The sequence below is a fragment of the Frankia sp. AiPs1 genome (assembly GCF_023716945.1).
GTDB lineage: Bacteria > Actinomycetota > Actinomycetes > Frankiales > Frankiaceae > Frankia.
In genome coordinates, this window is the sequence record NZ_JAMQQF010000143.1 from 1 (window position 1) to 12,691 (window position 12,691).

Sequence of the window (12,691 nt, forward strand, 5' to 3'; positions counted from 1 at the left end):
CCCCCCCCCCCCCCCCCCCCCCCCCCCCCCCCCCCCCCCCCCCCCCCCCCCCCCCCCCCCCCCCCCCCCCCCACCGCTGACCGCCGACGACCCCGACATGCGCACGATGAAGGCACCGCAGGACTCGGCGGCGTGGCGGTGCGGAGGTCGGGAGGAGATCGCCTGGGCTCCGCAACGCGCGTCGGTTGTCGCCCGTGCGGGGCACATGCGCCACGCCTGAACCAATCAGGGGGCTGCGCGGGGCCGTGGCCGTGGGCCGGATCCGGGTGTGCGCTCGGGCGGGGGCGCAGGTGCGGGGTGGCGGGCGACGGCGAGTGTGGCGCGGTGGCCGGTGCGTTTGGGTAGCAGCAGGACCGGCCGTGGCGCGGCGAGGTCCGGGTCGAGGGGTAGCAGGCAGGCTGCCTCGGCGACGCTCGGTGTTCCTACTGCGGCCCGCGTGACGGCGCTGGGGTGGGGGACATCGACGGTGGCGAGGCGGTGCGGCGGGTAGCCCGCGACGGGCCAGCGGTGATGGTCGCCCGCCGCGACGATGCCCGCCTCGTCGCGGCGGGCGGCGACGGTCGAGGCGGACCTCGCCGCGGTGCTCGACGTCGAGCGGCACCGCCTGGCCGGCTGGGTGTTGACCGGCACGACTCGCCGGCTCGCGGAGGTGACCCGCCGCTGGCGGAACTTCGCCGCGGCGGCCCGCGACGATCCGAGCCGGACCCTGGCCAGCCTGCGCGAGCTGCGGGTGGCCGTCGACGAACTGATCGACGACTTTCGGACGGTGGTGCGGGCCGTGCACCCCTCGACCCTGCGCAGCCGGGGGACCGCGGCGGCGCTGGGGGAGTTGGCGGCGAGTCTGCCCCGGCGGGTGTACTGCAACGGCGACCTCGGCCGGCGGGTCGGCTGGGAGGTGGAGTCGGGGATCTACCACGCGACGGCGGTCGTCTTCGCGGCCGTGCTCGAGACGGCCGACGCGCCGCTGTCGGTGCACTTCTCGCGGGCCGCCGACCGCCTCGCGGTGCAGGTGTGCGATCCGGCCGGTTCGGCGCTGCTACTGCGCGCCGCTCTCGCCGACGACGCCCGGCTGCTGGCCGCGCTCGGCGGGGGTCTGCGCTGCCACGCATCCCCGAGCGGTGCGGCGCTGGTCGACATCTGGCTGCCGCAGCGGCTCGCCGGCGACGACGATCCCGGACCCCCACCGACGCCGCAGATCCCCTCGACGTCGTGGAGCGGGCAGATCCCGCTCTGAGCGGCGGCCCGCCGGGTGGCGTCCGTCAGATGGGCACGGTGCCGGTGACCCTGGTGCCCGCGCCGGGAGCCGAGGCGACGTGCAGGGAGCCGCCCACCGCGGCGAGCCGGGCCCGCAACTGCGCCAGGCCGGCGTTGCCGGCGTCGGCCAGGCCCGGCCCGGAGTCGGCGATTTCGAACCACAGCCCCTGGTAGGTGCTGCGGACGGTGACGACGACGGCGGCGCCGGGCGCATGCTTGTGCGCGTTGTTCACCGCCTCGAGGCAGGTGAAGTACACCGTGCTTTCGACGCTCGGCGGGTAGCGGCGGGACCGGACATCGGTCCCGATCTCCAGGGTGACGTTGTGCGCCTCGCGGAAGCTCAGCGCCAGGGCCGGGGCCAGGCCGGCGTCCTGCAACGGCACGGGCGTGATCCCCGCCGCGGTGTCGACCAGAAGCTGGTGGGTGCGGTCGAGCCGGCCGCCGAGATCGGTCACCGCCGCGGTGAGGGTGTCCTCGTCCGCGGTGCCGGTGGCGAGCCGGTGTTCGACGACGGCGGCGGAAAGCTGCAGTGAGACCAGGTGGAGCTGCGCGCCGTCGTGCAGATCCCGTTCAAGGGCGTGCCGTTCGCTCTCCATCCGGGAGGCCGCCCGCTGGCGAGCGTCCGCGATCCAGGCGAGCACGTCCTGGCCCCAGCGGCGGGCGTCGCGCGCCCCGGTCTGCGCCGCCGCGCCCGCGACGACGACGCCGAGCACGGCCGCGACCTCGTCCAGACGTCGATGCGTGTCCGGGTGGTGATGGCTGTCCAGGGTCACCAGCAGCGTGGCGATCTCGACGCCGTGATGCCGGATCGGATGCGCCGAGGTCACGGTTGCGTCCTTCCGGACGGTCGAGGCCGCGGGGCCGGTAGCAGCCGTGGGGCCGGCGGCGGCCGTGGGAGCGGCGGGCCGTCCCGGCGCCGACCATCGGTGGTCCCACGGGTCCTGCGGGTCCAGCACCCGAAGGATGACGAGTTCCGCTCCGACCTGTGTGCCGATCCACGCCGCCACCGGGGTGAGGTCGCCGCCGCGTGGTCCGGCGAAGGGCAGCTCGGCGGCCAACCGCAGCACGCCGGGCGCGAGCGAGGTGCCGGGGTCGAGCGGCCCGGTGGGTGCGGACGATGTCATGGCGCAGGCTCCTGTGGTGGGCGCGTGGCCAGTGATGATCAAGCCTAGCCGGCCTGACCGCGCAGCACGGCGATGAGTGCCGCCAGCAGCACGACGGCGACGACCAGGGCCGCGATCATCGCCGGGCGCCGGTGCTCGGGGGGCGAGGGCGCGGGGTCCGCCGCGGGCAGATGCAGGGACCCGGCCGGCGCCCTGCCCGCGAGCCCGCGGTCCGCGGAACCGTGGATGGGACGCCCGCGGACCACGGGGACGTGAGGCGCCGCCGGTGGTGGTGACGGAGGAGAAGGGGGAGGTGCGGCGGTGACGGGCCGGCGGGGCACCGCCGCCCGCGGCGGCGGGGGCATCGTGCCGGTGCCGGTGCCGGTGCCGGTGGTGGTGGTGGAGGTGGCGGCGTGGCGGGGCGCGGCCGGTGGCGGAGACGGCGGAGGTGGCGGCGTGGGGTGGCGGGGCGCGGCCAGTTCGAGGAGCTGGGCGGCGATCCGGGCTGCGCCGAGCGCCACCAGGTGCTTGGGGTGCGCGTTGACGATGGTCGGGCGTCCCAGGGCCGACTCGACCGTGCGGGCCACCGCGGGGATGCGGGAGGAACCGCCGGCGAGCAGGACCGCCGACAGGTCCGCCGGCTCGACCCCGGCGGAGGCCAGGGCGCGGTGCAGCGCGTCCAGGGTGGAGTTGATCGCCGGCCGGACCATGTCCTCGAACCGCGCGCGGGTGAGCCGCACCTCGGCGCGGACCGTCGGCAGGAACACCGGGATCACGGTCTCCTCGTCGAAGGACAGCGCCTCCTTGGCGAGCACGCACTCCTGGCGCAGCCGTGCCAGCGCGACGGCGCCGGCGTGGTCCTGCGGATCGACGTCGCTGACGGCACCGCCCAGTTCCCGGTCGACGTGGTGCACGACGGCCTCGTCGAAGTCGACGCCGCCGAGCCACTCCACGCCCTCGGGCAGGCCCAGGATCTCCATCTCGCCCGCCTGGAGCCGCAGGACGGCCGTGTCGAACGTGCCTCCACCCAGGTCGTACACGGCGATGATCGCCCCCGGCGGGAGCTGGCGGACGGCGGTGTAGTGGGTCGCGGCGGCCACCGGCTCGGTCACCATCCGCACCTCGCCGATCCCCGCCAGCCGCGGCACCTCGTCGAACTGCTTCATCCGGTAGGGGCCCCACACGGCCGGCCGGCTCAGGACGATGGTCTCCGGCGGCGCCCCCTGCAGGTCGGTGACCGCGCGCACGGTGTCGCCGAGCGAGGCGGCCAGCAGCGCCGCGGGGGAGAACGGGGCGTCGCCCAGCACCAGGGGAGTGGGGTCGCCGAGTCGGCGCTTGTACCCCAGGGCCGCGTGGCCGGGCGCCAGCGCCGCCCGGCGCACGGCCGCCTCGCCCGTCAGCAGGCGGCCGTCCGGGCCGGCGTAGACCACGGCGGGCGTGGCGACGCTGCGGCTGCCCAGGTTCACCATCTCGGTGTGGCCCCACCGGCCGAGCCCCGCCGACACGGGATGACCGACGGCCACCGCGGTGAAGGCGGTCCCGAGATCGACTCCGAGTCCGTACCTCACCCTGCCCGACTCCCGCAACGTCCGGTCCGCATGACCCCTCCACCCGGTGCACCGACAGCGTAAAAGGCCAGCGACCCTACGTGGCCGGAATTGTCCTGTTCTTCACTAAGGCGACGCCCGGACGCCCGGACGGCCGTCCGGGCGGCGTCCCGTCCCACCGCGTGGGGAGCGCGGGCGGTGGACGGTTACTGGCGGCGTCCCGGTTGGTTCTGCCGTGCCGCGTCGAAGGATTGCCGCGCCTGCTCGACCCGATCGAGGTTGGCCTGCGACCAGTCGGCGAGCGTGGCGAACAGCGGAGCGAGGCTGACGCCGAGCTCGCTGATCTCGTACTCCACCCGCGGCGGCACCTCCTGGTGATAGGTGCGCACCACCAGTCCGTCGCGTTCGAGTTGGCGTAGCCGCTGGGTGAGCACCTTGGGCGTGATGGCGCCGATCCGCCGCTCCAGCTCCACGAATCGCTGCCGGCCGAACGCGTGCAGTGCCCACAGGATGGGTGTGGTCCAGCGGCTGAAGACGATGTCGACCACCGGTGAGACGGAGCACGCCTGCTCCGGGTGCACCGAGGTCGCCGGCGCGGCCGGGGAAGGCCGGTTCTGGGGCGTGTCGAGCACGGTAACCTCCAGGAAAGTGGCTTTCTGTTAGGTTCCTAAAGCAGTCGGATGCTAGCTTCGCATGGCATTCGCCAAACGCTGTTCACTGGCTCGTGCCGGGGACCCGGAGTCCTCGATCCGACGTTGTTCGCCGCGGTGCGCCGTCGAGGCAGGAGCGCTTTCATGTCCATTCCGGAATCCGTGCAGAGCACGGCCGTCACCTCTTCGTCGTCGGCTGGGTCCGGTCGCCGGCCCGGGCTCATCCTCGCCTTTCTCAGTATCGCCGGCTTCATGACCTTCCTTGACGTGTCCATTGTGAACGTCGCCCTGCCGACCATTGAGGACAAGCTCGATATCTCCGCGACACAGCTACCGTACGTGGTGACGACCTACGGCATGCTGCTCGGTGGATTCCTGCTGCTGTGCGGACGCCTCGCTGACACCTACGGCCGCCGCCGGATGTTGCGGACCGGGCTGATGCTGTTCGCGCTGTCCTCTCTGCTGGGCGGGCTCGCCCAGGAGTCGGTCCAGCTCATCATCGCGCGCGGGCTGCAGGGCCTGGGCGCTGCGTTCCTCGCCACCTCCGCGCTGAGTCTGTTGACCAGCAGTTTTCCCGAGGGGCCCGAGCGCACCAGGGCGCTCGGTGTGTGGGGTGCGCTCAGCGGCCTGGCGTCGGTGGCCGGGGTGACCCTGGGCGGCCTGCTGACCGACGGCCCCGGGTGGCGCTGGATCTTCTTCATCAACGTGCCGATCGGTCTGCTCGGGGCGTTGCTCGCGCCGAGCGTGGTCAGCGAGAGTCGGGCCGCACGGCGCAGCTCCTCGTTCGACCTCGCCGGCGCCGTCGCGCTGACCGCCGGCCTGATCCTGCTGATCTTCTCTCTCGGGCAGACCGTCGACGATTCCGATCCGCCGGTCGGGCGCATTGCGGCGGGATTCGTGGTGTCCGTGTTGCTGCTCGGGGCGTTTCTGCTGATCGAGCATCGTGCCCGCGACCCACTGATCAGGCTGGGTATCTTCCGTCGGCCGACGTTGCGCGCAGCGAATCTCGTCGCGGTACTCCTGCTCGGCAACGTGGTGACGCTCTTCTTCTTCGCCAGCCTTTTCATGCAGCAGGTCCTCGACTACTCGCCGCTGCGGACCGGGTTGGCATATGTGCCGCTCGCCGTCATCGTGGCGGTCGGCGCGGGAATCGCCGCACAACTCGTCACCAGGGTGCCGGCCAAACTGGTACTCCTCATCGGGCTGCTGCTCACCGTCGGCGGCATGCTGCTGCTGCGGCGAGCGCCTGTCGACGCCTCCTACCCGGTCGACCTGTTGCCCGCCTTCCTCGCCACGGGCCTCGGGCTCGGCCTGTCCTTCGTGCCGATTCAGGTCGTCGCGTTCACCGGCGTCCGTGACCACGAGTCAGGTCTCGCCGCCGGCCTGATCAACACCAGCCAGGAGGTGGGCGGCGCGATCGGCCTGGCCGTCGCCGCCACCTACGCCTTCCGCAACCTCGCCGAGTTGACGGACCGGGCGCACGGTGTGCCCGAGCTGGTGCACCAGGCGCGGGCCGAGGTCTTCCACGACGCCTTCCTCACCGGGGTGATTTTTGCTGCCGCCGCCTTCCTCGTCACGCTGGTGCTGCTGCCCCTCACCCGGCCCGGGGACGGGGACGTCCCCGACCCGGCGGCACTGCCCCACTGACCGTCAGGCGGGCCTGGCGAGGTGGCTGCGGGCGGTTGGTGCCGTGCCGCGCGGGTGTGCCCCGATCGAACGGGTGTTTGATAGCCTGGGGTGGTGGACGTCGCTCCGTTCCAGGCCTCGCTGCTCGATGCGGCGGCGTCGGTCGAGGTCGGTCCGCTCGCGGGGGCCGTGCGCCGGCGCGCGCTGTCCGCGGGTGCGTGGGTGGATCTGCGGCCGCGCTGGGTCGAGGGGGCGGACGCCCTGTTCGAGCGGCTGCGCGACGGGGTCCCCTGGCGGGCCGAGCGGCGCCCCATGTACGAGCGGGTGATCGACATCCCGCGGTTGCTGGCCTTCTACGGTGGTGGCGTGGCGCTGCCCGACCCGGCGCTGGTCGCGGCGCGCGACGCGCTCGACGAGCGTTATGCGGCCGAGCTGGGGGAGCGGTTCGTCACCGCGGGGCTGTGCCTGTACCGCGACGGCCGCGACAGTGTCGCCTGGCACGGCGACCGGATCGGCCGCGGTGGCCGGCAGGACACGATGGTGGCGATCGTCGTGCTCGGCAGCCCCCGGCCGCTGCTGCTGCGCCCGCGTGGCGGCGGCCCGGCGCTGCGCTTCGAGCTCGGCCACGGCGACCTGATCGTCATGGGCGGCAGCTGCCAGCGCACCTGGGACCACGCGGTGCCCAAGTCGTCCCGCCCGGTGGGTCCGCGGATCAGCGTCCAGTTTCGCCCGCGCGACGTGCGCTGAGCTCCCCCCGGTCGGGAGCGCGCGCCGGTCGGGAGCGTCCGGTGGTCGGGAGCGTCCGGTAGCTGCGGCGCGGCGGTGAACCCACCGGGGGGCGGCGGATGTTCCCTGTTCACCCGGCTTCGTGACCAAGGATATGCCGGCGGACCGACTTATTGACAGATCAGTCCAGAACTCTCTAGGTTTTGTGTACCGATCAGTCCAAAAGTTGGTGCCGTCGCGGGCGAGCGTGCCGCTGGCGGGCGCTTGCCCTTCCTGAAGGCGAGATCCGATGACTCTCCAGGACGAAGCCACCGCAGTGCGGTCGGCGTCGGTCCCCGGCGGCGGTCGCGACGCCCGGCCGGCGCTGGTCCTCGCCGTGCTGTCGATCGCAAGTTTCCTCGCCCAGCTCGACGTCTGGATCACCAATGTCGGCCTGCCGAACATCGGCGCGGGCGTCGGGGCGGCGTCGCTGTCCGATCTGAGCTGGGTACTCAACGGCTATGCGATCGTCTACGCGGCGCTGCTGGTCCCGGCGGGCCGCGTCGTCGACCGCTTCGGTCGCAAGGGCGGGTTCCTGCTGGGGCTGGCGGTGTTCGCCGCCGCGAGCCTCGGCGCCGGCCTCAGCGGCGACGTGTGGGTCCTCGTCGGCTTCCGGGTCCTCCAGGCCGTCGGGGCGGCGCTGCTCACCCCGGCCAGCCTCGGGCTCGTGCTGGTCAGCGCGCCGCCGGAGAAGACGGCGACCTACGTCAAGATCTGGTTCACCACCGGGGCGCTGTCCGCCGCCTCCGGCCCGGTGCTCGGCGGGCTGCTGGTGCAGGCGTCGTGGCGGTGGCTGTTCCTGATCAACATTCCGGTCGCCGTGGGCGCGATCGCGCTGGCCGCTCGGCACGTTCCGCGGACCCGCGGCGAGCGGGACCTGCGGGTGCCCGACATGCTCGGCGGCGCCGTGCTGATGATCTCGGTTGCCGCGCTGTGCCTCGGGATCGTCGAGGGGCCGCAGTGGGGCTGGTCGGGTGGTCGCGTCGTCGGCGCGTTCGTCGTGGCCGCCCTCGCCGTCGCCGTGTTCGTGGTCCGCTCGGCCCGCCACCCGGTGCCGGTCGTCGCGCTGTCACTGTTCCGCAACCGCGTCTTCGCCGCCGGCAACCTGGTCCCGCTGCTCGCGTTCGCCTCGTTCGGGCTGGTGCTGCTCTCGGCGATCCTGCTGTTGCAGGGCCACTGGGGTTACTCCGCCATCCGTACCGGGCTGGGCACGGCGCCCGGCCCGGTCGTCTTCGCCGCCGGGGCCGCGCTGGCCGAGGCGCTGCACCAGCGGGGCGGACTGCGGGTCGGCCGGATCGCCGCCGTCGGGATGGCCATCGGGGTGGTCGGCCTGGTGCTGCTGGCCCTGCTCGCCGACGACGGGGCGAGCTACGCCACCGGTTTCCTGCCCGGCTGGCTGTCGCTCGGCCTCGGGCTGGGTCTCGCGGTGCCGGCGGCGATCTCGTCGGCCACGGTCGAACTCGCCCCCGCGGACGCCGCGACCGGCAGCGCCATCGTGTCGATGGCCGTCCAGGTCGGCTCGGTGATCGGCGTGAGCATCCTGGTCGCGATCCTCGGCACGGCCTCCTCCGCGGCGCCGGTGGCTGCCTACCGCCACGCCTGGTATGTGGCGTTGGGCCTGGCGGTGGCGGCCGGCGTCGCCGCGATCGGCCTCGACCCCCGGCGGCAGGCACCGGCCCACGACTGACCGCGTGCCGAGCGCCGCTGCTCCCCGGGCCGAGCGCCGCTGCTCTCCGTGACGTGATGTCCGGTTCGTGTGCGGCGGGATGGGAATGAGACGCCGGCGTGGGTACCGCCTTCGCAGACGAGCGGTCGCGGAGCCGTGAGCAGGCGAAGAGGTGGTCGAGGCCATGGCCGATCAGGGTGGTTCCGGACGTCAGGGTGGTTCCGGCGGTGTGGGGCTGGCCGGCGGGCCCCCGGACCACCCCGGCGGCGGCGAGGCGCGGACCCGAGCCTTCCGCGACGGCAAGCTGACCGAGGAGAACTTTCCCCTCGCCGCCGTCGACCGCTTCCGCGGGCAGGACGACGTGGTGGTCTGGCTGGACCTGTGCGCCCCGAACGCCGAGCAGATCCGGCTCGTCGCCGACGAGCTGCGGCTGGACCCGCACGCCGTCGAGGACGCGCTGTCGGCCGGCGAGCGGGCGAAGCTGGACCGTTATCCGACCCACCTGTTCCTCAACACCTATGCCGTGCGCCTCGACGTGGCCTCCGGGGAGCTGGTCAGCCAGGAGATCTCGGCGTTCATCGCCGGGCGAACGCTGGTGACCGTGCGTACCGACGACACGTTCGACCTCGACGCGGTCCTGCGGCGGGTGAACGGCGCCGACCTGGCCGCGCACGGCGTCGGCTATCTCGTCCACGGGATCATCGACGCCGTCGTCGACGGCTACTTCGCCGCCGTGCAGGATCTCGACGGCGCGCTGGAGGACCTCGAGGACCTGCTCTTCGACGAGGACGTGCCGGAGAAGACGGTCCACCGGCGCAGCTTCGAGCTGCGCAAGAGCCTGGTCCACCTTCGCCGGGAGATCCTGCCCATGCGCGAGGCGGTGAACAGCCTCATGCGCCGCGACACCGGGCTCGTCACCGACGGGCTGGTCCCCTCCTACCAGGACGTCTACGACCACGTCCTGCGCGCCACGGAGTGGACCGACAGTCTGCGCGACATGATCAACTCGATCCTGGACACCAACCTGACCATCCAGAGCAATCGGCTGAACCTCGTGATGAAGAAGATGACGGGCTGGGCGGCGATCATCGCCGTGCCGACCCTCATCACCGGCTTCTTCGGCCAGAACGTCCCCTACCCGGGCAGCGGCGAAAGCTGGGGGTTCTCGGTCGACCTGTTCATCCTCGTGCTGTCCGCGGCGATCCTCTACGTCGTGTTCCGCCGCAAGGGCTGGCTCTGAGGGTGGCCGTGCGGGTGGCCACAGCGATGTCGACGCCGGACACCGGGCATCACACCGCGGCGGTCGGCGCGGGTAGCCGCAGTGCCCCGCACCGCGCCGGCAGGAAGGGCGCGTGGCCGGGCCGGAGGGGCGTAACGAGTTCGTCGACGGAAAAGAAAACTTGTACTGATTTTGCTTTTTCGCTAGGCCCTACCAACCTGCTGACCAGGCAGAATACAGCCACTGTAAGGCTCCTGGCGGATCGGTGTCGATGTTGACGACTTGACGGCCGACCACTGCCCCGAGTTCCTCGCAGGAGAGGGGATGCGAGGCCGATTCCCTGGCCTTGGGTCGGGTATAGTTCGCCGCATGAATCAGCAGGCACGACCGGCTCGGCGGCACTCTCCGGTCCGCCTCGTTCTTCCGGTACCGCCGCTCGCGAGGTAGCCGCCGATGAGCGAGACCCGGCGGCAGACCAGGGCGGACAAAGGGTCCATCCGCCTCAATCGGCGTGACCTGTTCGCGCTGGAGTGGATCTATGACATGGTCGCCATCTTCGAGTCGGACATTCCCCATCTCCTGGATCCGCGGAAGCCCATCACGAGGAATGCCGTGCGGGCGATCGTCCGGCGGTGGGAAAGCGCGGGCGTCGTCCATGCGGAACATGCGCTCACCTATCAGGGGCGGCTAGTCCACCTCACCCGGGCGGGGACCCGCCTTGTCCTCCGAGCTGATCTTGACACGGCCCCGGCCGTCGACGCTTCCGCCGTGGAAATCATTCATCAGGCCCTGGTGGCCCGGGCCCGGCTGCGCATCGAGGAGCGTGGTGTGGCGGGAGCACCCGTGCAGGGCTGGATGAGTGCGCGACGATGGCGGGTGGAGAACACGCTCCAGGTGGAGTACAACGTGCTCGATCCGGACGGCCTGGTCTGTCTGGAGGACGGCACGGTCGCCGTGGTCCAGCTCTGTCACACGGTGGTGGAAATCCAGCGGCTCCAGCCCTTCCTGGCCGGGCTTTCGGTACAGTATCCGGTGGTTCTGCTGGCGATTCCGCAGGATCTGCGGGCGAGGGCGGAGAACGTGCTCTTCCATGCGCGGGCGGCCCACTGGGACCGCGCCGACGAGGCCCTCCAGATTGTCACTCTGTAAACCCGACGACGCCCGCGGCCTGTGATCACCTCCGCGGGTGGTCACGCAGCCGGGTCAATGCCGGCGCGCGGCGGCGCAGGCGCGGCTGGTTTTCGGTCGCCGCGTCCTGCCGGGAAGACACGTCTCCCGTCCTACTCGGACGCGTGAGATCGGCGAACCAGTGCCTGGTTAAAGCCTGGTGATCGGCTCAATGTTCGGACAGCTCGAGGCGTCGGGATTTCTCGGATACTTGCCCGTCGCCGGGCCGGTGAAGTCGTGTCGCTGCCAGCCGTCTGATCGGGTCATGGGATAGTGCCGTCCCGAGGACGGGCCGGGAATCCGGCGTGAGTTCACTGCACGTGAGGGGCCCTCCGCGTACCAACGGCTACGTCGGCAACAGGCGTGAAGGGAATCCTGAGTGGGAAATCGACGTGTCTTCGTACAGATGGGTCTGGTATCGGCGCTGAGGCCCGCCCTGCCGGTCGGCCGGAGCCCCGGCGACACGCGTTCGGGGTCGCGGTCCGACGCGGCCCTCGCCGGAGCCGGCGACCGCGAAGCCGCGGCCGCGGTGATTCCCGTGCAGCCCGCCGCGGGCGTTCGGCCCGTCCCGCGCGCCGCCGCCACCGCCATCCCCGACCCCACCGGTGTGGGACCCGGTCAGGTGACCTGCGGGGCCGTCGACGGCCTGGTGGCCGGCTTCTGGCAGCGCTCCGCCTACGAGGTCGCCGGCTTCGTCTGGCGGGCCGGCGTGCCGCAGGTGCTGCCGCAGAGCAGCCGACCCAACGCGATCAACGACTCGGGCGTCGTCGTCGGCGACATCGTCAGCCACTACACCCGCCAGGCCTTCCGCTGGGCCCACGGCAGCCACCAGCCGCTGGGCTACCTCGGCGGGACCGACGAGCTGGGCGGCCGGTGGAGTCAGGCCGTCGGCGTCAACGTCCGTGGCCGGATCGTGGGCACCACCAGCGTCGCGGGCGGCGACCGGCACGCCTACCTCTGGGCCGACAACACCATGACCGACCTGGGGACGCTCGGCGGGTCCTCGAGCGAAGGAGTGGCCGTCAACGACCAGGAGCAGGTCTGCGGAAACAGCGTGACCGCCACCGGTCAAAGCCATGCCTTCCTCTGGTCGAGAGGGCGGATCACCGATGTCGGCACCCTCGGTGGCAGCTGGAGCCGGGCGGCGGGGCTGAATGCACGGGGTCAGGTGGCGGGGACGAGCGAGATCGCGGGCGGGCAGAGCCGGGCATTCCTGTGGGAGCGTGGGGCGATGCGTGATCTGGGCGTTCTTTCCGGCGACCAGCAGAGCGAGGCGGTCGGCATCAATGACAACGGTGAGATCCTGGTACGCAGTATCGGAACGCAGATCAACGCATTCGTCTGGAGCCGCGGCCGGCGCACTCCGATCACGGGATTCGGGCTGCGAGTAGACCCAGGTGGCATCAGCGCGCGGGGATACGTCTGCGGGACCGCGCTCAACGTCGCCGGCAACGACCATGCCATCCGTTGGTACCGGGGAACCACCACCGATCTTGGCACCCTCGGCGGCGACTACAGCTTCGCCGCGGCGATCACCGGGGCCCAGACGGTGGTGGGAAGCTCGGCGGTCGCCGGAGCATTCGTGCCCCAGGCCGTGCTCTGGACACTGTGATGTCCCCCGATCGGCGCGGGCGAGGTCACTCGGCCGCGGCAGGGCGCCCGCCGCGGCGGGCGACGGACGCCCGGCCCCGGCC

At 72.3% G+C, this 12,691-nt stretch carries 11 protein-coding genes and 1 pseudogene; 8 read left to right on the top strand and 4 right to left on the bottom strand.

Translation table 11 applies throughout. From position 1 onward, the window contains the following. Positions 1–220: pseudogene (locus tag ND748_RS14805) on the top strand (hypothetical protein); the annotation flags it as partial. Between the two features lie 5 nt (positions 221–225). On the opposite strand, the gene ND748_RS14810 reads toward ND748_RS14805, so the two are convergent. Then, on the bottom strand, positions 226–630 hold the full coding sequence (locus ND748_RS14810; RefSeq protein WP_251746392.1) for a cobalamin biosynthesis protein: 405 nt from the start codon (positions 628–630) through the stop codon (positions 226–228). Between ND748_RS14810 and ND748_RS14815 the strand changes: the two genes are divergently transcribed. Continuing rightward, positions 530–1,234: a hypothetical protein gene (locus tag ND748_RS14815; RefSeq protein ID WP_251746402.1), complete on the top strand. Its 705-nt coding sequence runs from the start codon at positions 530–532 to the stop codon at positions 1,232–1,234. The two genes, ND748_RS14810 and ND748_RS14815, sit on opposite strands and share 101 nt — an antisense overlap. Before the next feature lie 25 nt (positions 1,235–1,259). On the opposite strand, the gene ND748_RS14820 is transcribed toward ND748_RS14815, so the two are convergent. The 3 genes from ND748_RS14820 to ND748_RS14835 form a co-directional block, all read right to left on the bottom strand. Next, positions 1,260–2,378, bottom strand: a complete 1,119-nt coding sequence (locus tag ND748_RS14820) for a sensor histidine kinase (protein WP_251746393.1) — start codon at positions 2,376–2,378, stop codon at positions 1,260–1,262. Between the two features lie 44 nt (positions 2,379–2,422). After that, entirely contained in the window at positions 2,423–3,925 is a 1,503-nt protein-coding gene (locus ND748_RS14830) for an Hsp70 family protein (RefSeq protein ID WP_308205642.1), read from the bottom strand. A gap of 185 nt (positions 3,926–4,110) precedes the next feature. Then, positions 4,111–4,536, bottom strand: coding sequence for a helix-turn-helix domain-containing protein (locus tag ND748_RS14835; protein WP_251746394.1), 426 nt, complete (start codon positions 4,534–4,536; stop codon positions 4,111–4,113). A gap of 162 nt (positions 4,537–4,698) precedes the next feature. On the opposite strand from ND748_RS14835, the gene ND748_RS14840 reads away from it, so the two are divergent. The 6 genes from ND748_RS14840 (at position 4,699) to ND748_RS14865 (ending at position 12,609) form a co-directional block, all read left to right on the top strand. Next, the gene (locus tag ND748_RS14840; protein ID WP_251746395.1) at positions 4,699–6,201 is read left to right on the top strand and encodes an MFS transporter; all 1,503 of its coding nucleotides are present in this window, start codon (positions 4,699–4,701) and stop codon (positions 6,199–6,201) included. 93 nt (positions 6,202–6,294) lie between these two features. Further along, a complete protein-coding gene (locus ND748_RS14845; RefSeq protein ID WP_251746400.1) occupies positions 6,295–6,927 on the top strand; it encodes an alpha-ketoglutarate-dependent dioxygenase AlkB in 633 nt (210 codons plus the stop codon). A gap of 268 nt (positions 6,928–7,195) precedes the next feature. Further along, entirely contained in the window at positions 7,196–8,632 is a 1,437-nt protein-coding gene (locus ND748_RS14850) for an MFS transporter (protein ID WP_251746396.1), read from the top strand. A 163-nt stretch (positions 8,633–8,795) separates the two neighbouring features. Next, positions 8,796–9,851 carry a magnesium transporter CorA family protein gene (locus tag ND748_RS14855; protein WP_251746397.1) on the top strand — a complete coding sequence of 352 codons (1,056 nt, stop codon included), beginning with the start codon at positions 8,796–8,798 and terminating at the stop codon, positions 9,849–9,851. A 432-nt stretch (positions 9,852–10,283) separates the two neighbouring features. Further along, positions 10,284–10,979 (top strand): hypothetical protein, encoded by a 696-nt coding sequence (locus ND748_RS14860; protein ID WP_251746398.1) that lies wholly within the window; start codon positions 10,284–10,286, stop codon positions 10,977–10,979. Between the two features lie 424 nt (positions 10,980–11,403). Beyond that, positions 11,404–12,609: an HAF repeat-containing protein gene (locus ND748_RS14865; RefSeq protein WP_251746399.1), complete on the top strand. Its 1,206-nt coding sequence runs from the start codon at positions 11,404–11,406 to the stop codon at positions 12,607–12,609. The last annotated feature ends 82 nt before the right edge of the window (positions 12,610–12,691 follow it).

Excerpts from the sequence above, each read along its gene's own strand:
- ND748_RS14850 (WP_251746396.1), top strand. The coding sequence starts at position 7,196 with ATGACTCTCCAGGACGAAGCCACCGCAGTGCGGTCGGCGTCGGTCCCC.
- ND748_RS14820 (WP_251746393.1), bottom strand. The coding sequence starts at position 2,378 with ATGACATCGTCCGCACCCACCGGGCCGCTCGACCCCGGCACCTCGCTC.
- ND748_RS14855 (WP_251746397.1), top strand. The coding sequence starts at position 8,796 with ATGGCCGATCAGGGTGGTTCCGGACGTCAGGGTGGTTCCGGCGGTGTG.
- ND748_RS14865 (WP_251746399.1), top strand. The coding sequence starts at position 11,404 with ATGGGTCTGGTATCGGCGCTGAGGCCCGCCCTGCCGGTCGGCCGGAGC.
- ND748_RS14840 (WP_251746395.1), top strand. The coding sequence starts at position 4,699 with ATGTCCATTCCGGAATCCGTGCAGAGCACGGCCGTCACCTCTTCGTCG.
- ND748_RS14815 (WP_251746402.1), top strand. The coding sequence starts at position 530 with ATGCCCGCCTCGTCGCGGCGGGCGGCGACGGTCGAGGCGGACCTCGCC.
- ND748_RS14860 (WP_251746398.1), top strand. The coding sequence starts at position 10,284 with ATGAGCGAGACCCGGCGGCAGACCAGGGCGGACAAAGGGTCCATCCGC.